This window comes from Polaromonas sp. (assembly GCF_016185115.1).
Classification (GTDB): domain Bacteria; phylum Pseudomonadota; class Gammaproteobacteria; order Burkholderiales; family Burkholderiaceae_C; genus Polaromonas.
On the sequence record NZ_JACPOF010000030.1, the window covers coordinates 195212 to 219499 of the forward strand.

Sequence of the window (24288 nt, forward strand, 5' to 3'; positions counted from 1 at the left end):
TGATGCAAAATTCAATTTAAGTTATAGTTCGAAACACTGAGCCCAATAACAGCTGTTTCAGTACCGCTTTCACCTGCCCGCATCGCAAACAAAAACATGGCCGTCGTTTCACTCACCCCGCGAGCACTCTATGAAGAAGTGGCTGAACTGCTGCGTCAGCGCATTTTCAGCCGCGAACTCACGCCCGGCAGCTGGATAGACGAGTTGAAGCTGGCAGAGGAATACGGCATCAGCCGCACGCCGCTGCGCGAAGCGCTCAAGGTGCTGGCAACCGAAGGCCTGGTCACCATGAAGGTACGGCGCGGCGCCTATGTGACCGAGGTCAATGAGAAAGACCTGACGGATGTGTATCACCTGCTCAGCCTGCTGGAGAGTGATGCCGCCGGTGTTGTCGCAGCTCATGCCACTGCCCCGCAACTCAAGCAGTTGCAGGACCTGCACAACCAGCTTGAAAAAGCCGCCGGCAACCGGGAAAAATTCTTCCAGATCAATGAAGAGTTCCACATGCGCCTGCTGGAGATCGCCAATAACCGCTGGCGCGACCAGATGGTGGCTGACCTGCGCAAGGTGATGAAGCTCAACCGCCACAACTCGCTTCTCAAGTCGGGCCGCATTGAAGAATCACTGGCCGAACACCGTGCCATCATGCAGGCCCTCACGGCCCATGATGCAGTTGCAGCCATGCAGCGCATGCGTGAGCATTTTTCTAACGGGCTCGAAGCGGCAGCCTGATCAAGCCGGCCATGCCGACGCGCGGGTTTGTGGTGCCCGCCTTGAGGAAGCCCTGCACAGCTTGATCTTCCTCAAGCACCTCGCAGATGCCCGGCCCTTGCGAAAAAACGGGGACTATGATGAAAAGCGGCGCCGTCTGCATGGTCTGCATGAGAACACCATCGAAAATGCAGCGGCCAGATCCGCCAGCCCGGGCAGCCTACTTTTTTGACATTGTTGAACCATGAACTCCCCCATCGACAACATCGGCAACGCCCAGACACTGCCTGAGCTGCTGCTCATGCGCGCCGCATTGACGCCGCAAGCCGAGGCCTATCGCGCATTTGACGGCGCCACCATGCGATGGTCCAGCCTGACCTGGACAGACACCCTGGAGCGCGTCACGCGCTGGCGGCACGCACTGGCTGCCAGCGGCCTGCCCTCAGGTGCCAGGGTGGCCATACTGCTGCCCAATGGCCTTGACGCCATGAGCATGGACCAGGCGACGCTTGCCAACGGCTGCGTGCCTGTGCCCATGCATGCCATCGACACCCCGGGCAGCATTGCCTATATCCTGTCAAATTGCGAAGCCTCGCTGCTCATCGTGGAGCAGGCTGCGCAGTGGGAAAAAATACGCGACACGGGAACCCTTTTCCCGTGCCTGAAAGCGGTGGTGGTTGCCAATCCGGGCGCAGCGCTTCCTGCCGCCTATGGCGAGACAAGGGTACTGCATCTTGCGGACTGGCTGGCCGCAGCGCATGACCAGACGCTTCCCGCGCCGCCAGCAGCACAAGACCTCGCGGCCATCGTCTACACCTCCGGAACGACTGGCAAGCCCAAGGGCGTGATGCTGACTCACCGCAATGTCGTCTCCAATGTGCAGGCCGTAATGGCCCACGTCACCCCCGAGGTGGATGACGTGTTCCTGTCCTTCCTGCCGCTGTCGCACACTTTTGAACGCACGGCCGGGTACTATCTGGCCATCGCCTCCGGGAGCTGCGTGGTTTACGCGCGGTCGGTCAACCAGCTCGCGGAAGACCTGAAAACAGTGAGGCCGACAGTACTCATTTCCGTGCCTCGCATCTACGAGCGCGTCCATGCAAAGCTGCTTGAAAAGCTGGCGCCGTCACCCTGGAAAATGCGTCTGTTCGAGGCTGCCCAACTGGCCGGATGGCGGCGTTTTTGTGCCGCCCAGCGCCTGCCAACACCCGCCTCAACGGCTACAGAAGAAAAAGCTGCAGGGCTGTGGCGCTACCTTCCGTGGCCGCTGCTGCAGCACCTGATAGCAAAACCGCTCCTCGCCCAGTTTGGCGGGCGGGTCCGTATCGCCGTCAGTGGTGGCGCACCCCTGTCGCCTGCGATTGCCCACTGCTTTCTCGGTCTGGGGCTTCCCCTGCTGCAGGGTTACGGAATGACAGAGACATCCCCGGTGGTCGCGGCCAACGGCCCGGACGACAACGACCCGCTCACGGTCGGCCGCGCGTTGAAGGGCATAGAAGTACGCATTGGCGAAAACCGTGAACTGCAGGTGCACGGCCCCTGCGTCATGAAGGGCTACTGGAAACGGCCGGAAGACACGGCGCGCGTCCTGTCCACAGACGGATGGCTGGCATCGGGCGACCAGGCGGAAATCGTGCAGGGCCGCATCCGCATCCTGGGGCGCATCAAGGAAATCATCGTCACCTCCACGGGCGAGAAAGTGCCACCCGGCGACCTGGAGCTCGCGATCATGTCCGACCCGCTTTTTGAACAGGCATTTGTCGTGGGTGAAAACCGGCCTTTCATCGCCTGCGTGGCAGTCGTGCAGCCCGATGAATGGAAGCGCCTGGCGCTGGAACTCGGGCTGGACCCGAACAATGACGCAAGCCTGCGGAACCCGGCCGCAGAAAAAGCTGCGCTGCAACGCATTGAACACCAGGCCTCCAGCTTTGCGCGTTATGCCTTGCCACGCGCCATCCATCTCACACGCGAGCCGTGGACTGTGGAAAACACCTTCATGACGCCCACCCTCAAACTCAAGCGGAACAACCTCATGACCCACTTCGCTGCGGATATTGAGGCGCTGTACAGGAAGCCTGCACCCCGCTGACGGGAGTGAGCTAGATCATGGGTGTGAGCGCCCCATCCATCGCCAGAATCGCACCCGTGATGTAGCTCGCACGTTCAGAGGCGAGAAACAGCACTGCATCGGCAATCTCGCGCGGCTCCGCCAGCCTGCGCAGTGGCTGGCGCTGGTTGACAATGCCCAGTGCTTCATCCATGCTGACGCTCTGAACTTTGGCATCGGCCTTCAGCCCCTCCTGGAGGCGCTCGGTCAAGGTGAGGCCGGGGTTGATTGCGTTCACGCGCACACCCTTGGGGCCGAATGCATTGGCAAGACCCGCACTCACCAGCATCAGCGCTGCATTGGCTGCGCCGCCCGCAAGGTGTGTCGGGCTGGCAACCTTGCCGCCGTTGCCGACCACATTGATGATGACGCCGGCACGGCGCCTGGCCATGCGCTGCACCACGGGATCGATCATGTAGATGTAGCTGAAGTACTTGGCCTGCATGGCGTCATGCCAGGCTTGCGGCGTGAGTTCATCGGGCGGTGTGCGCTTTGCCGCGCCGGCAGAGTTGACGAGGATGTCGACCACTCCGCTGTCAGCCTCCGCCTGATCCAGCGCCTTCACTGCGGCGACCGGGTCAGTCAGGTCTGCAGCAATGGTGGCGATTCGCCCGCCCGCATCCGGGTATGCCGCAAGCAGGGCCTGCCTTGCGGCCGCGAGGTTGTCTGCACCGCGCGACACCAGCGTGACACGGGCACCCTCGTCAAGAAAGCCCTGCGCGCAGGCCAGGCCTATGCCCTTGCTGCCGCCGGTGATGAGGACGTGTTTGTTGTCGAGGTCAAGTTTCATGAATGATGCCGGGGTATGAAGGTATACAAAGCTGGTTATGAGGGTTCAGGAGGCTGCCAAAAATTATTAGAACACTTATAAAAGTATCTTGTTCAAAGACCAGAAATAACGGAGATAAAAACCATGCGTCACCTTTCCCGCAGGCACATGCTGCAGCAAACCCTGATGGCCAGCGTGCTGGCGGCATTTGCAGCCGTCCTGCCCCAATACGCCCTCGCACAGGCGGCCTACCCCAGCAAGCCGATACGACTTGTCGTGCCCTTTGTGCCCGGTGGCGTGACCGACACCAGCGGCAGGCTGATTGCGGAGCAACTCTCCAAACGGCTGGGGCAGCAGGTCATCGTCGACAACCGCCCCGGGGCTTCCGGCAATATTGGTACGCAGCTTGTGGCCGCGTCGCCACCTGACGGCTACACGCTGGTACTGGCTTTTGACGGCACCATGGTCATCAATCCGCATGTGTTCGAAAAGATGTCGTTCGACACCCTCCGCGATTTCGCACCTGTCGGCAAAATAGGCGATGCGGTGCTCATCCTGGTGGCCAACCCTTCACTGCCCGCTAAAACATTGCAGGAAGTCATAGCACTGTCAAAAACGCAGGCCGGGGGTCTCTCTTACGGCACCTCGGGTACTGGCGGAACACCCCACATCGCAGGCGAACAGCTCAAGCTGCGCACAGGCGCCAACCTGACGCATGTGCCCTACAAGGGTGGCGGCCAGGCCATGACAGATGTGCTTGGCGGTCAGATCCCGCTTGTGTATACCGCAGTAGCTGGCGCGCAGGGCCAGGTGAAGGCAGGCAGGCTCAAACCCATCGCCGTGTCCAGCGCCCAGCGTTCCCGATCGCTGCCTGATGTACCCACATTCATGGAAAGCGGTGTACCTGACTTTGAAGTGAATTCATGGGTAGGATTGCTGGCGCCAGCCAAAACGCCCAGGGCCATCATCGACAAACTCAACACCGAGCTGAACGCGGTATTGAATGACCCCGAGACAAGGGACAAACTCAATGTGATGGGTATAGCCGCCACGCCGGGCGCGCCTGAAAAGTTTGGCGACGAGATGAAGCGCGACCTGCAGCGCTACGGCCCGGTGGTGAAAGCTGCGGGAATCAAGGTCGAGTAAGCAGGAAAGGCAGGCGGCGTCACATGAGCGCGGGCTTCAAACCGCCGCGCCTACTTTTTTTTCCTTTTGGCCGACAGCATGCCCATCTGTTCGCGCTGCCTTTCTATACGGTCTGTCCGGCGCTTGTCCATTTTTTCCACTTCAAGGCGCTTGGTGCGACCTGATTTGTCAGACCACCACCACCAGATCACGGCCATGGGAAACGGTGCCATCACGATGTACCAGCTCATGCCTGCAATCGGACCAACCTCAAGGTATTTGAGGGCCAACAGGGCAATTCCGGCAATCAAAAACAACATTTTCAAACTCCTGCTTAAGGGAAAATGCCTGAAAACCAGGCTTGCAACGGAACCAATACCCCGCAAATCGGGTCAACCAGCGTGACTACAATAACGTTAAAAGACTGTAACCCAACAATTACTCCCCACGAGGACTACCCCATGAAGCGCATTTTTCTGGTTATCGCATCCCTCGCAGCAGGCGCTGCTGTGTCCACGCCGGCAATGGCTGACCTGGCCCTGGCAACCGCCAAAAACTGCATGGCCTGCCACGCAGTAGACAAAAAGCTCGTGGGCCCTTCCTACAAGGAAGTCGCCGCCAAGTACGCGGGTCAAAAAGATGCAGCCGACAAACTGGCGGCCAAAGTGATCAAGGGCGGCTCCGGCGCCTGGGGCCCTGTGCCCATGCCTGCCAACCCGCAAGTCACGCCTGATGAAGCCAAGAAGCTGGTCGCCTGGGTTCTGTCTACCAAATAAGCCCGCTCCCAAGCATTAAAAAAGCCCGTCAATGACGGGCTTTTTTTGTTTCGGCTGGTTACTGCTTTTCAGACAGCTGATCGAGGATGGCGGGGTTTTCAAGCGTAGAGGTGTCCTGCGTGATGGCTTCGCCCTTGGCGATGCCGCGCAACAGGCGGCGCATGATCTTGCCGCTGCGGGTCTTGGGCAGGTTGTCGCCAAAGCGGATGTCCTTGGGTTTTGCAATGGGTCCGATCTCTTTACCGACCCAGTCACGCAGTTCCTTCGCAATGGCCTTGGCCTCCTCACCTGTGGGGCGAGAACGCTTGAGCACAACAAAGGCCACGATGGCTTCGCCGGTCAGGTCATCGGGGCGCCCGACGACTGCGGCTTCAGCGACCAGCGTTGAATGCGCCACCAATGCGGATTCAATTTCCATGGTGCCCATGCGGTGGCCAGACACATTGAGCACGTCATCGATACGGCCCGTGATGCGGAAGTAGCCGTTGTCAATGTTACGCACCGCGCCATCACCAGCAAGATAAATCGTGCCGCCCATTTCTTCGGGGAAGTAGCTCTTCTTGAAGCGCTCGGGGTCGTTCCAGATGGTGCGGATCATCGACGGCCATGGGCGCTTGACGACAAGCATGCCGCCTGCGCCGTTGGGCAGGTCCTTGCCGGTTTCGTCAACGATAGCAGCCATGATGCCGGGCAGCGGCAGCGTGCAGCTGCCCGGCACCAGCGGTGTGGCGCCTGGCAACGGGGTGATCATGTGACCACCGGTTTCGGTCTGCCAGAAGGTATCCACGATGGGGCAGCGCTCGCCACCGACGTTTTTGTAGTACCACATCCAGGCTTCGGGGTTGATGGGTTCACCCACCGAGCCGAGGATGCGCAGGCTGCTCAGGTTAGAGCGTGCAGGGTGTACTTTTTCATCACCTTCTGCAGCCTTGATGAGCGAACGAATCGCGGTTGGCGCGGTGTAAAAAATCGTCACCTTGTGCTTTTCGATCATCTGCCAGAAGCGGCCGGCATTCGGGAAGGTGGGAATACCTTCAAAAATGACCTGTGTGCCGCCTGCCGCCAGCGGGCCGTAGGCCACGTAGGTGTGACCGGTGATCCAGCCAATGTCTGCCGTGCACCAGAACACATCAGAAGGCTGTAGGTCAAACGTCCAGTCCATCGTGAGCTTGGCCCACAGCAGGTAACCGCCCGTGCTGTGCTGCACGCCCTTGGGTTTGCCAGTCGAGCCGGAGGTGTAAAGGATGAACAGCGGATGCTCTGCGCCCACGAATTCAGGCTCGCATACGGGTGCGGCTTTGGCGGTGACTTCATGCATCAGGCTGTCGCGGCCGGCGACCATGTTGCAGGCGGTTTGCGTACGCTGGTAGACGATGACGTTCTTGATGGACTCGCAGCCGCCCATGGCGATGCCTTCGTCGACGATGGCTTTCAGCGGCAGTTCCTTGCCACCGCGCAACTGGAAATTGGCCGTGATGACGGCGACGGCACCGGCGTCCTGGATGCGCTCCTGCAGGCTCTTGGCTGAGAATCCCCCGAACACCACCGAGTGCGTGGCGCCTATGCGCGCACAGGCCTGCATGGCGACTACACCTTCCACCGTCATGGGCATGTAAATGATGACGCGGTCACCCTTTTTGATGCCCATGGCCTTGAGTGCGCTGGCGAACTGGCTGACCTTGGCGTGAAGTTCTTTATAGGTAACGTTGGTCACCTTGCCGTCGTCGGCTTCAAAAATGATGGCTTTTTTGTTTTCAACCGGCGTACCGAGATGGCGATCCAGGCAGTTATACGAGGCGTTCAGGTCGCCATCGGCAAACCACTGGTAAAAAGGCGCATTCGACTCGTCGAGTACCCTGGTGAACGGCTTCTTCCAGCTCAGGTTGTCTTTGGCCAGCTTGCCCCAGAAACCTTCAAAATCCTTTTCAGCCGAGGCGCACATGGCGTTGTACGCCTCCATGCCTGAAATACGGGCAGTCTTCACGGCTGCAGCAAGTGGAGGGAACACACGGTTCTCGACCAGCATGGATTCGATATTCGAATTGGGGGTGCTCATTTGTCCTGTCTCCTGTATGTCATGAAACGTCGATAGCTCGCGTGGTAATGTCATGCCCCGCACTTACAAGCCACTGACTGGCTTGAACCTTACAATTTCGCCATTTTCCATATCTTCTCCCATATGTCAGACCACTCCGTCAAACCCCCTCCTCCACCGCTTCGCCCGCTTCCCAACCTGATTTTTGCCAGCCGCTGGCTTCAGTTGCCCCTGTACCTGGGCCTGATCGCTGCGCAAGCGGTCTATGTGCTTCACTTTCTGGTCGAACTCTGGCACCTGATTGAAGCAGCCTTTGGCAGCCAGACCGCGCTGCAGGCGCTGATCACCAGCATTGGCTACAAAACTGCAACGCCCATCGTCACACTGAATGAGACGGTCATCATGCTGGTGGTACTGGCACTGATTGATGTGGTCATGATCTCCAACCTGCTCATCATGGTCATCGTGGGTGGTTATGAAACCTTTGTGAGCCGCATGTACCTCGAAGGCCACCGCGACCAGCCCGAGTGGCTGAGCCATGTGAATGCGTCGGTGCTCAAGGTCAAGCTGGCCACTGCCATCATCGGTATCAGCTCCATCCACCTGCTCAAGACATTCATCAACGCCGACAACTACACAGACCGCGTGCTGATTGCGCAGACGGTGATACACATCACCTTCCTGCTGTCGGCGATTGCGATTGCGTATACCGACAAGATCATGTCGGGCATCGCCTCCTCATCCGGCAAACACTAGACCTTGCGGCTGTTCATTCTGAGCAGCAGAGTACCCAGCACGGCTGAAATGATGGAGCCGCAGAGCACGCCGATTTTCAGTTCGGTTTCATAGTCTGCTGACTGGCCCCTGAAGGCCAGCGCACCTATGAACAGGCTCATGGTGAAGCCCACACCACACAGCACGCATACACCAAAAAACTGCTTAAAGCTGGCGGCAGCGGGCAGCCGTGCACCGGCAAAACGGATCAGCAGCCAGGACGCACCGAAGACACCGCAGGCCTTGCCCACGATCAGGCCAAAGGCGATGCCGAGCGGCACGGTATGCAGCAAACTGGCAGGCGTAAGGCCCTGCAGCGACACCCCGGCATTGGCGAACGCGAACACGGGCAATATGACGAAGGCGACCCATGGGTGCAACGCATGCTCTGCACGCTTCAGGGGTGAGCCCCCCTTGCAGTCAGACAGCGGTACGGCCAGCGCCGTCAGCACACCGGCCACGGTTGCATGGATGCCCGACTTGTAGACAAACAGCCAGACCACCAGCCCCACCGCCACATACGGGCCTATGGCCACGACTTTCGCGCGGTTCATGGCAGCCAGAACGAGCAGTCCCGCTGCAGCCCCCAACGCCGCCTGCAGAGACAGCGAGTCCGTGTAGAAAAAGGCAATGATCACAATGGCGCCGAGGTCGTCGATGATGGCTACAGCCGTCAAAAAGACCTTGAGCGATGCGGGTACACGGTCACCCAGCAGCACAAGGATTCCGAGTGCAAACGCAATGTCTGTAGCAGCCGGAATGGCCCAGCCGCGCAGGGTGACAGGGTTGCCCCAGTTGAAAGCGACATAGATCAATGCGGGCACCATCATGCCGCCCAGCGCAGCACCTGCCGGCAGCATGGCCTGGCTGCGTGATGCGAGCTCGCCCTGCAACAGCTCGCGCTTGATCTCCAGCCCGACCAGGAAGAAGAACACCGCCATCCACAGGTCATTGACCCAGTGCAGCAGCGTTTTCGAAAGCACCAGCCAGTCACCGCCAACGCGCAGTTCACCCGGCCAGTCAATCAGCCGCTGGTATGACGCACCCCATGGCGAGTTGCTGATGACCAACGCAAGCACGGCAGCCACGGCAAGCACGATCCCGCCGAAAGACTGTGAATGGATGAACTCGTTGAGCTTGCGCGGAAGTGACTTGAGCATGGCCTATTGTCCCAGACGCGAAGAACGAAGCGCTTAAATCGGGGACATGGATCCCGGATCAAGTCCGGGATGATAAGTCAAAAGAACGACGCGGCTCCCAGGCAAGCATGGGCCGCGGAACCGGCTTGGCCGGGCCGCAGGCGCAGCCCCCTAGCAGGGGGGAACAGGCTACACGCAGTGAGCCTGGACGGGGGTGAACCTACTTTCCGACCATATTGCCCGGAACGACCCACTGATCAAACTGCTCCGCCGTCACGTGACCCGAAGCAATGGCCGCATCACGCAGGCTGCTGCCTTCCTTGTGCGCTTTCTTGGCGATGTATGCGGCCTTGTCGTAGCCGATGTGGGTGTTGAGCGCGGTTACCAGCATCAGTGAGCGGTCCACAAGTTCGGTGATGCGCTCGCGGTTGGGTTCGATGCCCACCGCGCAGTGGTCGTTAAAACTCACCATGCCATCTGCCAGCAGGCGCACGCTCTGCAAGAAGTTGTGCGCAATCATGGGCCTGAAGACATTGAGCTCGAAATTGCCGGACGAACCACCGATGTTGATGGCGACGTCGTTGCCGAAGACCTGCGCGGCCAGCATGGTGATGGCTTCGCTTTGTGTGGGATTGACCTTGCCCGGCATGATGGACGAGCCTGGTTCGTTCTCGGGAATGCTGAGTTCGCCAATACCGCTGCGTGGCCCACTGGCGAGCCAGCGAACGTCGTTGGCGATTTTCATCATGCTGGCGGCGAGCGTCTTCAGCGCGCCGTGTGCATGGACCAGGCCGTCTGCGGATGCCAGCGCTTCAAACTTGTTGGGCGCCGTCACAAAAGGCATGCCAGTGAGCGTGGCCAGTTCAGCCGCCACCTGCTCCGCATAACCCTTGGGCGCATTCAGGCCCGTACCGACAGCTGTACCGCCCAGCGCCAGTTCACACAGGTGCGGCAAGGCGGCCTTCACATGCGTCGCGCCATGGTCAAGCTGCGCCACGTAGCCCGAAAATTCCTGGCCCAGTGTGAGCGGTGTCGCATCCTGCAAATGGGTACGGCCTATCTTCACGATGCCGTCGAAGTCTTTTGATTTCTGCGCCAGCGTGGCGCGCAGTTTTTCAATCGCCGGCAGCAGCTTTTCAGTGATGGCGACCACGGCAGACACATGCATCGCCGTCGGGAATACATCGTTGGATGACTGGCTGCGGTTCACGTCGTCATTGGGATGGACAAGCCGGCTTTCACCGCGTTCGCCACCCAAAATTTCGCTGGCGCGGTTCGCCAGCACCTCATTGACGTTCATATTGGTCTGTGTGCCCGATCCGGTCTGCCACACCACCAGCGGAAATTCGCCCGGATGTTTGCCCGCAATTACTTCGTCGGCCGCAGCCATGATGGCTTGGGTCTTTTTCTCGTCCTGCAGGCCCAACGCATGGTTGACCTTTGCAGACGCACGCTTGACCTGCGCAAGTGCCTTGATGATTTCACGCGGCTGCTGTTCTCCGGAGATGTCGAAGTTCTGCAGCGAACGCTGGGTCTGCGCACCCCACAGTTTGTCTGCAGGCACCCCAATCGGGCCGAAGGTGTCTTTTTCAATGCGTGTGGCCTGGCTGGCTGTGCTCATGTCGTGGTGCCCCTGTGCAAATAGATGATTCAGTTCACAGTATGAACCCGGGCAGGAAGGTCTCCCATTGACATGGTTTTGCTGCCTTCACATCCTGAAAAGCGTGGTCGGTTCATGAGGGGATAATTGCAGGGTTTGCCCGAAATCATCCCCACAAAACACCCACCATGACCATCATCAAGCAAGCCGACCTGATCGAATCCGTTTCCGCCGCGCTGCAGTACATCAGCTACTACCACCCTGCGGACTACATAGCGCACCTGGCGCGCGCCTATGAGCGCGAGCAGAGCCCGGCGGCGAAAGACGCGATCGCCCAGATCCTGACCAACAGCAAGATGAGCGCCACCGGCCACCGGCCTATCTGCCAGGACACCGGTATCGTCAACGTGTTCCTGAAAGTTGGCATGGACGTGCGCTGGGAAGGCTTCACCGGCAGCATTGACGACGCCGTCAACGAAGGCGTGCGCCAAGGTTACAACCACCCCGATAACACGCTGCGCGCTTCCGTCGTGGCCGACCCGCACTTCGATCGCAAGAACACCAGGGACAACACGCCCGCCGTGATCTTTACAGAACTGGTGCCGGGCAACACGCTGGAAGTGACCGTCGCGGCCAAGGGCGGCGGCAGCGAGAACAAAAGCAAGATGGCGATGCTCAACCCCGGCGACTCCATCGTCGACTGGGTGCTGAAGACTGTGCCGACCATGGGTGCCGGCTGGTGCCCGCCCGGCATGCTGGGCATAGGCATAGGCGGCACCGCTGAAAAAGCCGTGCTGATGGCCAAGGAAAGCCTGATGGACGACCTCGACATGTACGAGCTGCAGGCCAAGTCATCGAGCGGCGCGGCGTTGACGAAAGTCGAGGCCCTGCGCCTTGAGCTGTTTGAAAAGGTCAACGCACTGGGCATTGGTGCACAGGGCCTGGGCGGCCTGACGACCGTGCTCGACGTGAAGATCAAGATGTACCCGACGCACGCGGCCAGCAAACCGGTAGCAATGATTCCGAACTGCGCGGCGACGCGTCATGCCCACTTTGTGATGGACGGCAGCGGCGCGGTTTACCTCGACCCGCCATCGCTGGACCTGTGGCCCAACGTCAACTGGACGCCTGACTACAAAAAGAGCAAGAAGGTCGACCTCAACACCCTTACACCAGCCGAAGTTGCCAGCTGGAAGCCAGGCGACACCCTGCTGCTCAACGGCAAGATGCTGACCGGCCGCGATGCGGCGCACAAACGCATCTCCGACATGCTGCTCAAAGGCGAGAAGCTGCCGGTGGACTTCACCAACCGCGTGATCTATTACGTCGGCCCGGTGGACCCTGTGAAGGGCGAAGCCGTAGGCCCTGCAGGCCCGACCACCGCCACCCGCATGGACGGCTTCACCGAGATGATGCTGGCCCAAACCGGCCTGATCGCCATGATTGGCAAGGCCGAGCGCGGCCCGGTCGCCATCGAGGCCATCAAGAAACACCAGAGCGCCTACCTCATGGCAGTGGGCGGCGCAGCCTACCTGGTCAGCAAGGCCATCAAGCACGCCGAAGTCGTCGGTTTTGCAGACATGGGGATGGAGGCGATTTACGAATTCGACGTGGTCGACATGCCTGTGACCGTGGCCGTGGATGCGGGCGGCACCAGCGCGCACATCACCGGCCCTGCCGAATGGCAAAAGAAGATTGCCAGCGGCGAGTACAAAAAGATTCCTCTCACCGTCGCTTGAAGAAGCCGGTCGGAATCTTTGACAGCGGCATCGGAGGCCTCAGCGTTCTGAAAGCGCTAAGAGCCGAGCTGCCGGGCGAAGACTTCATCTACATCGCCGACAGCGGCCACGCACCCTACGGCGAGCGTGATGATGCACACGTCATTTCCCGCTCGCAAGGCATCACCCGCTGGCTATTGGCGCAGGACATCCAGGCCCTCGTCATCGCCTGCAACACTGCGACTGCGGCGGCTATTCACCTCCTGCGGGCAAAACACCCGGTGCTCCCCATCATCGGCGTTGAGCCGGCGCTGAAACCTGCAGTGCCGCTAAGCAGCACCAGGCGCATAGGGGTGATGGCGACGCGCGGCACGCTGGCAAGCAGCAAGTTCCGGGCGTTGCTGGCATCACAGGCCGGCCAGGCTGACTTTGTCCTGCAGGGCTGTGACGGCCTGGCCGATGCGATTGAACGCAGTGCAGCCAGCGGTGACGACGCACAGGTGCTGGCCGCCTGCAAGCGCCATATCGAAGCCATGGGCCGCTTCGGCGACCAGCCTGACGAGATCGACACGCTGGTGCTGGGCTGCACCCACTACCCGTTTGCCGAAGCGCAGTTGCGGCAACTGCTTGGACCACAAGTGCAGATCATCAGCAACGGCGAGGCGATTGCCCGGCAAACCCGGCGCCAGCTCACGACGCTGGCCGAGGCAGAACACGTCTCCGGATCAATCCGGCTGCTGACGACAGGTGATGCAAGCGCCCTGGGTGCAGCGGCACACCGGTGGCTTGGGCTGCCCGCTTATGACGCTGCTCTGGTAAATCTGTAGCGCCAGAAAGCCTTCAAACACCAAAAGTTAATATACAAGTTAACTTTTGAGTGAAAAGTTAATATGGAGGTTAACTTTTTGACCTTTCACCGGTTTCAGGCAAGAAAAAAGCCCCAAAAACAGCTCTAAACGCTGTTTTTGGGGCCTTTTTTAGGCATAAAAATGGCTGCAGCCCTTTACATACGTACGTGAGCAGCTACCAAATTAATAGCAATTTGCAGCCTAGCGTGACGCGGGTTGTGCTGGCGGGGTGACGGCTTCGTCCTTCCAGCCGCCACCCAGCGTCTTGTACAGCGTGACCTGGCTTTGCAGTTGCGCCAGCCGGGTCTGCACCACGGTTTGCTGCACGGCAAACAGCGAGCGTTGGGCGTCGAGTGCATCGAGCGAGCTCGCCACGCCGTTTTCATAACGCAGGCCTGCCAGCTTATAGCGAACCGTCTCCGCGTTGGCCTGTGCCTGCGCAGCGCGCAGTTGCTCGCCCAGCGTGGCGCGGCCAGCCAGGGCGTCAGCCACTTCGCGGAAGGCGGTCTGGATGGACTTTTCGTACTGCGCCACCGCAATGTCGCGGCCGACGTTGGCCGAATCCAGGTTGGCACTGTTACGGCCAAAGTCAAAAATCGGCAGTATGAGCTGCGGCGCAAAGGTCCAGCCGTAAGAGCCGCTTTTGAAGAGGCCAGACAGGCGGTTGCTGGCGCTGCCAGCCGTGCCGGTCAGCGTGATGCGCGGGAAGAAGTTGGCGCGTGCAGCACCGATGTTGGCATTGGATGCCAGCAGCGTCTGCTCAGCCTGGCGCACATCGGGTCGGCGCGCCAGCAAGTCAGACGGCAGGCCTGCCGGCACATCGGCCATCATGGGCGTATCGGCCAAGCCCTTGCCTGCTGGCAGAGCCACTGCCAGATCGCCAGTCAGCGGCTGGCCCAGCAACAAGGTCAGCAGGTTCTGGTCGAGTGCGCGCTGGCGCACGGTCTGTGCGTAGGCGACGCGCGCTGACTCCAGCAGCGATTCAAACTGGCGGTAGTCCAGCTCTGACGTCACGCCGTTGTCAAAGCGCATCTTGCCCAGGCGCAGGGACTCGACCCGCGTGTCCAGCGTCTGCTGCGTGATGGCCAGCAGTTCTTCATCGGCCAGCAGGCTGAGGTAGGTGTTGGCGACCTGTGCAATCAGCGCGATCTGCGCACTCTTGCGGCCTTCTTCAGTGGCAAGGTACTGGTTGAGCGCCTGTTCTTTCAGACTGGCGACCCGGCCGAAGAAGTCGAGTTCATAGGCCGTCACGGCCAGGCCTGCGCTGTAGACATTGGTGATGCCACCGCCGCCACCAGCAGTGGGCGTGCGCGAGCCGGTGAAAGCCGCATTGAGCGTCGGCAACTGGTCAGCACGGCGAATCTGGTATTGCGCCCTCGCCTGCTCGATGTTGAGCACCGCCACACGCAGGTCGCGGTTGTTGCGCAGCGCCGCGTCGATCTGCAGCCTGAGCTTGGGGTCGCTGAAAAATGTCTGCCACTCGATGTCTGCAGCGGCCACCCCCGTTGCAGCGACGGGCACCGCGAACGAGGTGCCGCCCGCAGCGGCGTTGAGCGCCGGCCAGTCGGATGCGACGGGTGCGGCAGGCCGCTCGTATTTCGGGATCATCGAGCAGCCAGCCAGCACCATGGCAGCGCAGGCTGCAGACAATGCCGTCAGTGACGGATGTTTGAAAGATGCGGTTTTAGCCATGCGTCTTTTCCTCATTTTCATGTCCTTCATCACCAGAACTGATGCCGGCCGCTTTCGCATGCTCGACATACTTCTGGCGTTGCCGTTCGCTGCCCTTGAAGAAGCCGCGAATCACAACAAAAAAGACGGGTACAAAAAATACCGCCAGTGCCGTGCCGGTGATCATGCCGCTGATCACGGCCGTACCGATGGCGCGCTGGCTGGCCGAGCTGGCGCCAGATGCAATCACCAGCGGCAGCACACCCAGCATGAAAGCCAGCGAGGTCATCACGATGGGGCGAAAACGCAGGTGGGCGGCGGCCAGCGCGGATTCGATCACGCTCTTGCCCTGCGCCTGCAGGTCCTTGGCGAACTCGATGATCAGAATCGCGTTCTTCGCCGACAGGCCGATGATGGTGATCAGCCCCACCTGGAAGTACACGTCATTTGAATACCCGCGGAACAGCGTCCCCAGCAACACGCCCATCACGCCCAGCGGCACCACCAGAATGACGGCCAGCGGGATCGACCAGCTTTCATACAGCGCTGCAAGGCACAGGAAGACCGCCAGAATCGCAAAGCCATAAAGAATGGTGGCTTGCGAGCCAGCGAGTTTTTCTTCACGCGACTGGCCCGTCCACTCGTAACCAAAACCTGCAGGCAACTGCTTGGCGAGGTTTTCCATCTCGGTCATGGCGGCACCCGTGCTGTAGCCCGGTGCAGCCGCGCCGCCAATCCGCATCGCGGGGTAGCCGTTGTAACGCACGGTCTGCATGGCGCCGGTGATCCACTTCGTGGTGGCGAATGCAGACATAGGCACGGGCTGGCCCTGCGCGTTGCTGGCGTTGATCTTCAGAAGATCGTCAGGCTGCATGCGGGCTGGCGCATCGGCCTGCACCACCACACGCTGCAGACGACCCTGGTTGGGGAAGTCATTGACGTAGCTGGAACCCAGCGCGGTCGACAGTGCGCTGTTGATGGAGTCGAAGGTCACGCCCAGCGCATTGGCTTTTTCACGGTCAATCACGATCTGCAATTGCGGCGCGTCTTCAAGACCGTCAGGCCGGACCTGCGTCAGTATCTTGCTTTGCCCTGCCATGCCCAGCAACTGGTTACGGGCAGCAAGCAGTGCATCGTGGCCCGCGCCAGAACGGTCCTGCAGGCGGAAGGTAAAGCCGCTGGCATTGCCCAGTTCAGGAATTGGCGGCGGGCTGAGCGGGAAGATGAAGGCATCACGTATGCCAGACAGTGCGCCAAAAGCGCGTCCTGCCAGCGCTTCGGCTGAATGCTCCTTGCCGCTGCGCTCGGACCAGTCTTTCAGCGTCACAAATGCCAGCGCCGCATTCTGGCCCTGGCCAGAGAAGCTGAAGCCCAGCACGCCGACCATACTCTCCACTTCAGGCTGCTTGAGCATGAAGCCTTCAACCTGTTCGATCACCGCACGCGTCCGCTCCTGCGTGGCGCCCGGCGGCAGCTGGATGTTGACCAGCACGCTGCCCTGGTCTTCACCCGGCAGGAAAGACGTTGGCAGGCGCAGATACACAAGAGCAACCACGCCGACAATCACAGCCCAGATCACCATGTAGCGCGTGGCGCGTTTGAGGATTCGCGCCACCAGGCTTTCGTAGCCTTTGGCCGTGCTTGAAAACTTGCGGTTGAACCAGCCGAAGAAACCGGTCTTCGCATGTGCATGGCCTGCCTCAACCGGCTTGAGCAAGGTGGCACACAGCGCAGGCGTGAGCGACAGCGCCAGAAAGGCCGAGAAACCTATGGAGGCCACCATCACGGCAGAAAACTGCCGGTAGATATTGCCGACAGAGCCCGCGAAGAAGGCCAGCGGCACGAACACCGAGATCAGCACCACGGTCACGCCGATGATGGCGCCCGAGATCTGGCCCATGGCCTTGCGGGTGGCTTCAAGTGGCGGAAGGCCCTCTTCACTCATGATGCGTTCGACGTTCTCGACCACCACAATCGCATCATCGACAACGATACCAATCACCAGCACCATGCCGAACATGGTCAGCACATTGATGGAAAAGCCCAGCGCAAGCAGCGTGGCAAACGTGCCCAGCAGCGCCACCGGCACCACAATGGTCGGGATGATGGTGTAGCGGAAGTTCTGCAAAAACAGAAACATCACCAGGAACACCAGCACCACAGCTTCAATCAGGGTCTCGGCCACCTGGCGGATGGACAGGCTGACGAAACGCGAGCTGTCGTACGGAATTTCATACTTGATGCCGGCCGGGAAGTAGGGCTTGAGCTCTTCCATCTTGGCCTTGACGGCCTTGGCCGCAGCCAGCGCATTGCCGCTGGGTGCCAGCTGCACGCCGATACCGACAGCCGCCTTGCCATTAAGGCGCGCCGATGTGGCATAGGCCTGGCCGCCCAGCTCTATGCGGGCAACGTCTTTCAGGCGTACAGCCGAGCCATCGGTATTGGCGCGCAGCACCACATTGCCGAACTGCTCGACGCTGGAAAGCTGGCCGTTGACGATGACAGTAGCCGCAATGCCCTGGCCCGCCACATTGGGCAGGTCGCCGATGGAGCCAGCCGACACCTGCGCGTTCTGCGCGCGTATGGCATTGGTGACGTCAGCAGCAGACAAACGGAAACCCGCCAGCTTGGCCGGGTCTATCCAGATGCGCATGGCACGCTCGCTGCCGAACAGCTGGGCCTGGCCGATACCGCTCAAACGCTGGATTTCAGGCACCACGTTGCGCGAGGCATAGTCGCCCAGCGCCACCGGGTCAATCGCCGGGTTGTCCGAAGACAGCATGGTGAACAGCAGGAAGTTCGAGCGCGACTTGTCGACACGCACACCCTGCTGCGTCACCGCCTGCGGCAGGCGCGGTGAGGCGCGAGACAAGCGGTTCTGCACATCCACCTGCGCCAGCTCGGCATTGGTGCCGGGCTGGAAGCTCAGGGTCAGGTTGCCGGTGCCGTCGGCCTGTGCCACGGCTTCCATGTAGATCAGGCCGGGGGAGCCGTTCATTTCGCGTTCGATCACGCTGATGACGCTGTCCTCAAGCACCTGTGCCGACGCGCCCGGATAGGCCACCGACACCACGATGGCGGGCGGCGCCACCGGCGGGTACTGGGCAATCGGCAACTGCGTGATCGCCACGCCGCCAATGACCAGAATAAAGAGGGCGATCACCCACGCAAAGATGGGGCGATCAATAAAAAACTTTGCCATGTGTCTGGCTCCTTACTTCGAAGCAGCAGAAGCTGGCGCGGCTGGCGCTGAGGCAGCAGATGGGGCGCTCGCGGCAGCACCCGGAGCACCTGCAGGTTTGGCACCAGCTGGCTGCCATGGCACGGGCTTGACGGTCGCACCCGGGCGCAACTTCTGGAAGCCGTCAACCATGACTTTTTCACCCGTCTTCAGACCGCTGGTCACCACCCAGCTCGTGCCCTTGGCAGAGCCAATCTTCACGGGGCGCGGGCTGACCTTGCCGTCTTCACCGACCACCATGACGGTGTCGCCCTGCGAACTGCGCGTGACTGCCTGCTGCGGCAACGTGACGGCATTGCCGGCCTGCGCCTGCTCCAGCCTGACGCGGACATAAAGGCCGGGAAGCAGTTCACCGGTCGGATTGGGCACTTCGGCACGCAGGGTGATCTGGCCGGTGGTGGCATCCACAGTCAGGTCAGAGAACAGCAGGCGGCCTGGTTTTGCGTATTCGGTGCCGTCTTCCATCACGATGCGCACACTGGCGGCAGATGCGCCATCGGCACGCTTGAACTGGCCGCTTTCCATGGCGCTGCGCAGCTTCATCACTTCGCCGGCAGACTGCGTGAAGTTGACGTACATGGGGTTGATCTGCTGCACCACGGCCAGCTGGGTAGCCTCACCCTGCCCGACCAGCGCACCTTCAGTCACCAGTGCACGGCCGATGCGGCCCGCAATCGGTGAGGTCACAGCGGCATAACCCAGATTGATGCCTGCGGTCTGTACATTCGCCTTGGCGACGGCGACATCGGCCTCGGCCTGCTTTTGTGCAGCCACGGCATTGGCGTATTCCTGTTTGCTCACCGCGTTGGCCTCAACCAGGTTTTTGTAGCGTTCAGCAAGTGCCGTGGTTTGCGCGGCATTGGCTTCGGCACGTGCCTGGCCAGCTTTGGCGCTGGCCGCTGCTGCTGCATAAGGTGCCGGGTCAATTGAAAACAGCGGCTGGCCGGCCTTGACGTCACTGCCTTCGCGGAACAAACGCTTTTGCAGGATGCCGGCAGCACGAGCCCTGACCTGCGCAACCCGCGAGGCCTCAAGACGACCCGGCAACTCGGTCACCAGACCCACATCACCCAGGTTGACCGTGACGACACCAACCTCGGCAGGCGGCATGCCACCACCACCGGCACCAGGACCGCCTTCAGCGCCCTTGCCGCAGCTGGCCAGCAATATGGAAGAAGCCAGAGCAACGGCCAGAACCCGCTGGCGGGGCGTGGTTTTGGGCAGGGCTGCGAAATAACGGGAGATCTGCGTTGTAGTGGGCGTAGGCATACTGCGTCCTTGATATGGATTAAAGCGGCGGGCAGAAAAAAGAGGGAAAAAGGAGACTGGAGAAATTCGTATCGGCGGGAAGTGAGAACCTGGCGACAGGCTGGGGCCAAAAACTTCCAAGCCTAGGGTTTTTACCGGCTTTTTATTTTACATACATTAATGAATGTATAGTTAAAAGCCCGAGAAATTAACATCATAGGATAGAAAAAAGTGGTTCGCCGCACCAAAGAAGACGCCCTCGCCACCCGCAGCAGCCTGCTGGATGCGGCGGAATTGCTGTTCCAGGCACAGGGCGTTTCACGCACCTCGCTGGCAGACATTGCGCGCGAAGCCGGCACCACACGCGGCGCCATTTACTGGCATTTCAAGGACAAGGCCGACCTGTTCAACGCCATGATGGAGCGGGTCACCCTGCCGCTGGAACAATCCTTTGAAACAGCAGACCGCGAAAAGCCGGGCCAGGACCCACTCGGACGCATACGCGATGTGCTCAAGTCAGGCTTTGAGCTGATCTCCACCGATGACAGGACACGGCGCGTCTTCGAAGTGGTCACGCACAAAGTGGAATATATCGATGAACTGCAGGCCGTACGGGTACGCCACCTGACCTGCCGCGATGAGTTTTTGGGGCGTATCGAAGACGGCCTGAAGCAGGCCATCAAAAGCCAGGGCCTGGTAGCGCCCGTATCACCCGCCACCGCAGCGCACGGCCTTCATGCCCTGCTCGACGGCTTGCTGCAAAACTGGCTGCTGGACCCTTCAGGCTTCGAGCTTGCCTCGACGGGCGAGCAGGTGATGGACGTGTACCTGCGGGGCCTGGGCCTGAAGCTCGACCTGCACACAAAGGCCCCTGTCAGGAGCATGGCCCCCAAGGACGCTGGCTGACCTAGTGCAGGTGCCTTGGCTTGCGGCCACCGCCGCCATGGCCGGAAGACCCGCCGGGTGATCCGCCCATACCACGCGGCGGCCGGCCAAGTTGCATGGAACTGACCAGTGCATCAAAACGCTGCGCAAAGAGCTTGTCGATGGCGGCGACAACTTCGCCCAGTTCGGAGCCATCAAAGTGGCGCTCCATCAGGCCGATAGTGTCCTGCACCAGCAGGTCGCGCTGGACCTGCATGATGGACGCAGGCGTGGGGCCCACAAAATACATCGCGAAGTCATCGCGTGCCTCTTCATCAGCGCCCTCTTCTTCATCGTCATAGTCAGCATCGTAAAACGTGACTTCAATCGGCGCACCCTCCTGCGCCAAATCATTCAGGCCCATGCACATCTCGTCCAGCGCCTGCCGGAAATCTTCATCGCCCGGCACTGTCCAGCACATCTGCAGAAGGTGCTTCTGAACATCAAAGCGGATGCCCGGCTCTTCCTCGTAGGCGCTCTCGGCAGCAGCTGCCAGCGACCTGGCGCCCGCGTACTTCCACAGGGGTTTGAGCGCCTCCTGCAACTGCTCAAACGTCACTTCTTCGCGCAAAGGCACTTCGCCGTGCACATGAATTTCAAAAGGTGTGTTGTAGCTAGCCATAAAAACATCTTAACCAGTTGTAGAACGCCATGCGCGACTGATAAAAACCACATATTGGTGCCCGAGACCGGAATCGAACCGGTACGCCCGTTATTCACGAAGCGGCGGATTTTAAGTCCGCTGTGTCTACCTGTTTCACCACTCGGGCCCACACATCATCTACGCCATTGTCAAACAAAAAAGCCTCCGTCAACGCGGAGGCTTCGGCCAGGGCCAGCATGGTTAATGGAGGCGCGGGGCGGAGTCGAACCGCCCTAGGCGGATTTGCAATCCGCTACATAACCGCTTTGTTACCGCGCCGTATCCTTCTGCTTCTTCAGGGACTCGCACCCATATCGAAAGGTGCAACGAACCCCAATGAAAAAGGACAGCATTTTGAAGTGCTGCCCTTTAAATTGGAGCGGGAGAAGAGTCTCGAACTCTCGACCTCAACCTTGGCAAGGTTGCGCTCTACCAACTGAGCTACTCCCGCGTTTACAGCCTCGAATTATAGCGTACTTTTTACGCCCCACGCAAGACCGTACAAAAACTTCAATGTTTGACGGTGCCCGAAACATCCGCAGGTGCGGCCACCACAGGTGTGGCCGCTGCAGCTGCAAGCGCGACCTCCTCATCGGTGAGCGGAACCGGCTGGCGCTCCAGCGCAACCTTCAGCACCTGGTCAATCCACTTCACAGGAATGATCTCAAGGCCGTTCTTCACGTTGTCTGGAATCTCCTGCAGGTCCTTGGCATTTTCTTCAGGAATCAGCACCGTCTTGATGCCACCGCGCAAAGCCGCAAGCAGTTTTTCCTTCAGACCGCCTATGGCCGTGACTTCACCACGCAGGGTGATCTCGCCGGTCATCGCCACGTCGCCGCGCACAGGAATGCCCGTCATCGCAGACACAAATGCGGTCGTCATGGCTGCACCGGCACTCGGGCCATCTTTCGGTGTCGCACCATCAGGCACGTGAATGTGGATGTCGCGCTTTTCGAACATCTCGTCCTTGATGCCCAGCATTTTCGAGCGGCTGCGCACCACCGTGCGTGCAGCTTCAACAGACTCCTTCATCACGTCGCCGAGAGAGCCAGTACGGGTGATAACACCCTTGCCGGGCATCATGGCAGCTTCGATGGTGAGCAGGTCACCGCCGACTTCGGTCCACGCCAGGCCAACGACCTGTCCAACCTGGTTTTGCTGCTCAGCGCGGCCGTAGTTGAATTTTCGGACACCCAAAAATTCATTGAGGTTGTCAGGCGTGACTACCACTTGCGGTGTCATCTTCTTGAGCTGTATGCCCTTGATGACCTTGCGGCAGATCTTGGACAGTTCGCGCTCAAGCGAACGCACACCTGCCTCGCGTGTGTAGTAGCGCACGATATCGCGCACAGCCTGCTCCTGCACTTCAAGCTCTTCCGGCTTGACGCCGTTGTTCTTGACCTGCTTGGGCAGCAGGTAGCGCATGGCAATGCTGGTCTTCTCGTCTTCGGTGTAACCCGACAGGCGAATGACTTCCATGCGGTCCAGCAATGCTGGCGGAATGTTCATCGAATTGGAGGTCGCCACAAACATGACGTCGCTCAAATCGAAATCAACTTCGACGTAATGGTCGCCGAAGGTGTGATTCTGCTCGGGGTCAAGAACCTCAAGCAAGGCACTTGAAGGATCGCCGCGGAAGTCAGTACCCAGCTTGTCGATCTCATCAAGCAGGAACAGCGGATTGCGTGTTCCGGCCTTGGCAAGGCTCTGCAGCACCTTGCCGGGCAAGGCGCCGATATAGGTACGGCGATGGCCGCGAATCTCGGCCTCGTCACGCATGCCACCCAGGGCCATGCGCACATATTTGCGACCTGTGGCCTTGGCAATAGACTGCCCCAGCGACGTTTTGCCGACACCGGGAGGGCCGACCAGACACAGGATGGGCGCCTTCAGCTTGTCGACACGCTGCTGCACTGCAAGATATTCAACAATGCGGTCCTTGACCTTCTCCAGGCCGTAGTGGTCTTCATTGAGCACGTTCTCGGCATTAATCAGGTCGTGCTTGATCTTGGTCTTTTTCGCCCATGGCAGTCCGGTCAGCACGTCGATGTAGGTACGCACCACCGTCGCCTCTGCCGACATGGGTGACATGAGCTTGAGTTTTTTCAGCTCGCTCTCTGCCTTCTTGCGGGCTTCCTTGGGCATCTTTGCGGACTTGATCTTCTTCTCGATCTCTTCGATGTCCGCGCCTTCTTCGCCTTCTCCGAGCTCTTTCTGGATGGCCTTGACCTGCTCATTCAAATAGAAGTCGCGCTGGTTCTTTTCCATCTGCCGTTTCACGCGGCCGCGAATCTTCTTGTCAACGTTCAGGATGTCGACTTCACGCTCAAGCTGCTCGTAGAGGTTTTCAAGGCGTTCCTTGACACCAGACAAATCCAGGATGACCTGCTTGGCATCAAGCTTGAGCGGCAGGTGCGCGGCAATGGTGTCGGCCAGCCGGCCTGCATCGTCAATGCTTGAAATGGACGTGAGAATTTCAGGCGGGATTTTTTTGTTCAGTTTGACGTAGTGGTCGAACTGCTGCATCACCGCACGGCGCAAGGCTTCGATTTCGCTGGTCTTGTCTACAGCCACCACGACCGCCTCAATCGGCGTGACATTGGCTGTGAAATGGTTTTCACCATCTTCGATCTTGTTGACGGTCGCGCGCTGCTGGCCTTCGACCAGAACCTTCACGGTACCGTCAGGCAGCTTGAGCAGCTGGAGGATGGTTGCCACGCAACCGACCTCGAACATGTCTTCAACTGAAGGCTCATCCTTTGCGGCGGCTTTTTGCGCGACCAGCATGATGCGGCGCTCGGCTTCCATGGCCGATTCCAGCGCCTTGATGCTCTTGGGGCGTCCCACAAACAGCGGGATCACCATGTGAGGGAACACCACCACATCGCGCAGGGGCAACAGGGGCAAATCGATGGGAGTGGAAGGCAGTGAAGTTTGTCCGGACATATAACCCTTAATA

At 59.9% G+C, this 24288-nt stretch carries 19 protein-coding genes and 3 tRNA genes; 8 read left to right on the forward strand and 14 right to left on the reverse strand.

All coding sequences use genetic code 11. The features are described from left to right. The first annotated feature begins 96 nt into the window (after positions 1–96). Entirely contained in the window at positions 97–732 is a 636-nt protein-coding gene (locus HYX42_RS21910) for a GntR family transcriptional regulator (protein ID WP_293407242.1), read from the forward strand. Here the strand turns inward: HYX42_RS21910 and HYX42_RS21915 are convergent. Next, complete coding sequence (locus HYX42_RS21915; RefSeq protein WP_293407243.1) at positions 707–883, reverse strand: hypothetical protein; 177 nt, start codon at positions 881–883, stop codon at positions 707–709. The two genes, HYX42_RS21910 and HYX42_RS21915, sit on opposite strands and share 26 nt — an antisense overlap. Before the next feature lie 72 nt (positions 884–955). Here HYX42_RS21915 and HYX42_RS21920 point away from each other — a divergent pair, with 72 nt between their 5' ends. Then, positions 956–2800 carry an AMP-binding protein gene (locus tag HYX42_RS21920; protein WP_293407244.1) on the forward strand — a complete coding sequence of 615 codons (1845 nt, stop codon included), beginning with the start codon at positions 956–958 and terminating at the stop codon, positions 2798–2800. 10 nt (positions 2801–2810) lie between these two features. On the opposite strand, the gene HYX42_RS21925 is transcribed toward HYX42_RS21920, so the two are convergent. Further along, on the reverse strand, positions 2811–3608 hold the full coding sequence (locus tag HYX42_RS21925) for an SDR family oxidoreductase (protein ID WP_293407245.1): 798 nt from the start codon (positions 3606–3608) through the stop codon (positions 2811–2813). Positions 3609–3773: 165 nt separating this feature from the next. On the opposite strand from HYX42_RS21925, the gene HYX42_RS21930 reads away from it, so the two are divergent. Then, entirely contained in the window at positions 3774–4733 is a 960-nt protein-coding gene (locus tag HYX42_RS21930) for a tripartite tricarboxylate transporter substrate binding protein (RefSeq protein ID WP_293407742.1), read from the forward strand. Positions 4734–4783: 50 nt separating this feature from the next. On the opposite strand, the gene HYX42_RS21935 is transcribed toward HYX42_RS21930, so the two are convergent. After that, positions 4784–5032 (reverse strand): TIGR04438 family Trp-rich protein, encoded by a 249-nt coding sequence (locus HYX42_RS21935; protein WP_293407246.1) that lies wholly within the window; start codon positions 5030–5032, stop codon positions 4784–4786. A 141-nt stretch (positions 5033–5173) separates the two neighbouring features. On the opposite strand from HYX42_RS21935, the gene HYX42_RS21940 reads away from it, so the two are divergent. Next, positions 5174–5488 (forward strand): c-type cytochrome, encoded by a 315-nt coding sequence (locus tag HYX42_RS21940; protein WP_293407248.1) that lies wholly within the window; start codon positions 5174–5176, stop codon positions 5486–5488. Positions 5489–5546: 58 nt separating this feature from the next. On the opposite strand, the gene acs is transcribed toward HYX42_RS21940, so the two are convergent. Then, on the reverse strand, positions 5547–7544 hold the full coding sequence (gene acs / locus HYX42_RS21945) for an acetate--CoA ligase (RefSeq protein WP_293407250.1): 1998 nt from the start codon (positions 7542–7544) through the stop codon (positions 5547–5549). 123 nt (positions 7545–7667) lie between these two features. On the opposite strand from acs, the gene HYX42_RS21950 reads away from it, so the two are divergent. After that, the gene (locus HYX42_RS21950) at positions 7668–8279 is read left to right on the forward strand and encodes a YqhA family protein (RefSeq protein ID WP_293407252.1); all 612 of its coding nucleotides are present in this window, start codon (positions 7668–7670) and stop codon (positions 8277–8279) included. Here HYX42_RS21950 and nhaA read toward each other — a convergent pair. Together nhaA and fumC are read right to left on the reverse strand one after the other, a co-directional pair. Continuing rightward, complete coding sequence (nhaA, locus tag HYX42_RS21955; RefSeq protein WP_293407254.1) at positions 8276–9457, reverse strand: Na+/H+ antiporter NhaA; 1182 nt, start codon at positions 9455–9457, stop codon at positions 8276–8278. The genes HYX42_RS21950 and nhaA overlap by 4 nt on opposite strands. A gap of 199 nt (positions 9458–9656) precedes the next feature. Then, positions 9657–11057: a class II fumarate hydratase gene (fumC, locus tag HYX42_RS21960; RefSeq protein WP_293407257.1), complete on the reverse strand. Its 1401-nt coding sequence runs from the start codon at positions 11055–11057 to the stop codon at positions 9657–9659. A 167-nt stretch (positions 11058–11224) separates the two neighbouring features. On the opposite strand from fumC, the gene HYX42_RS21965 reads away from it, so the two are divergent. Further along, on the forward strand, positions 11225–12775 hold the full coding sequence (locus HYX42_RS21965) for a fumarate hydratase (protein WP_293407259.1): 1551 nt from the start codon (positions 11225–11227) through the stop codon (positions 12773–12775). Continuing rightward, complete coding sequence (gene murI / locus HYX42_RS21970) at positions 12772–13581, forward strand: glutamate racemase (protein ID WP_293407261.1); 810 nt, start codon at positions 12772–12774, stop codon at positions 13579–13581. The genes HYX42_RS21965 and murI overlap by 4 nt, the downstream gene beginning before the upstream one ends. 222 nt (positions 13582–13803) lie before the next feature. On the opposite strand, the gene HYX42_RS21975 is transcribed toward murI, so the two are convergent. Genes HYX42_RS21975 through HYX42_RS21985 form a run of 3 tightly spaced genes read right to left on the reverse strand, consistent with a single transcriptional unit; the run spans position 13804 to position 19783 of the window. Then, positions 13804–15294 carry an efflux transporter outer membrane subunit gene (locus HYX42_RS21975; protein ID WP_293407263.1) on the reverse strand — a complete coding sequence of 497 codons (1491 nt, stop codon included), beginning with the start codon at positions 15292–15294 and terminating at the stop codon, positions 13804–13806. After that, entirely contained in the window at positions 15287–18475 is a 3189-nt protein-coding gene (locus HYX42_RS21980) for an efflux RND transporter permease subunit (protein ID WP_293407265.1), read from the reverse strand. The genes HYX42_RS21975 and HYX42_RS21980 overlap by 8 nt, the downstream gene beginning before the upstream one ends. 12 nt (positions 18476–18487) lie before the next feature. After that, entirely contained in the window at positions 18488–19783 is a 1296-nt protein-coding gene (locus tag HYX42_RS21985; protein WP_293407267.1) for an efflux RND transporter periplasmic adaptor subunit, read from the reverse strand. Between the two features lie 210 nt (positions 19784–19993). Between HYX42_RS21985 and HYX42_RS21990 the strand changes: the two genes are divergently transcribed. Beyond that, positions 19994–20668 carry a TetR family transcriptional regulator gene (locus HYX42_RS21990; protein ID WP_293407269.1) on the forward strand — a complete coding sequence of 225 codons (675 nt, stop codon included), beginning with the start codon at positions 19994–19996 and terminating at the stop codon, positions 20666–20668. A gap of 1 nt (position 20669) precedes the next feature. Here HYX42_RS21990 and HYX42_RS21995 read toward each other — a convergent pair whose 3' ends face one another. The 5 genes from HYX42_RS21995 to lon form a co-directional block, all read right to left on the reverse strand. Then, positions 20670–21308 carry a DUF6806 family protein gene (locus tag HYX42_RS21995; RefSeq protein ID WP_293407271.1) on the reverse strand — a complete coding sequence of 213 codons (639 nt, stop codon included), beginning with the start codon at positions 21306–21308 and terminating at the stop codon, positions 20670–20672. A 55-nt stretch (positions 21309–21363) separates the two neighbouring features. After that, a tRNA-Leu gene (locus HYX42_RS22000) sits at positions 21364–21456 on the reverse strand. A gap of 78 nt (positions 21457–21534) precedes the next feature. Then, positions 21535–21608: transfer RNA gene (locus HYX42_RS22005), tRNA-Cys, on the reverse strand. 96 nt (positions 21609–21704) lie between these two features. After that, positions 21705–21780, reverse strand: a tRNA-Gly gene (locus HYX42_RS22010). Between the two features lie 59 nt (positions 21781–21839). After that, complete coding sequence (gene lon / locus HYX42_RS22015) at positions 21840–24275, reverse strand: endopeptidase La (protein WP_293407273.1); 2436 nt, start codon at positions 24273–24275, stop codon at positions 21840–21842. Positions 24276–24288 lie beyond the last annotated feature (13 nt).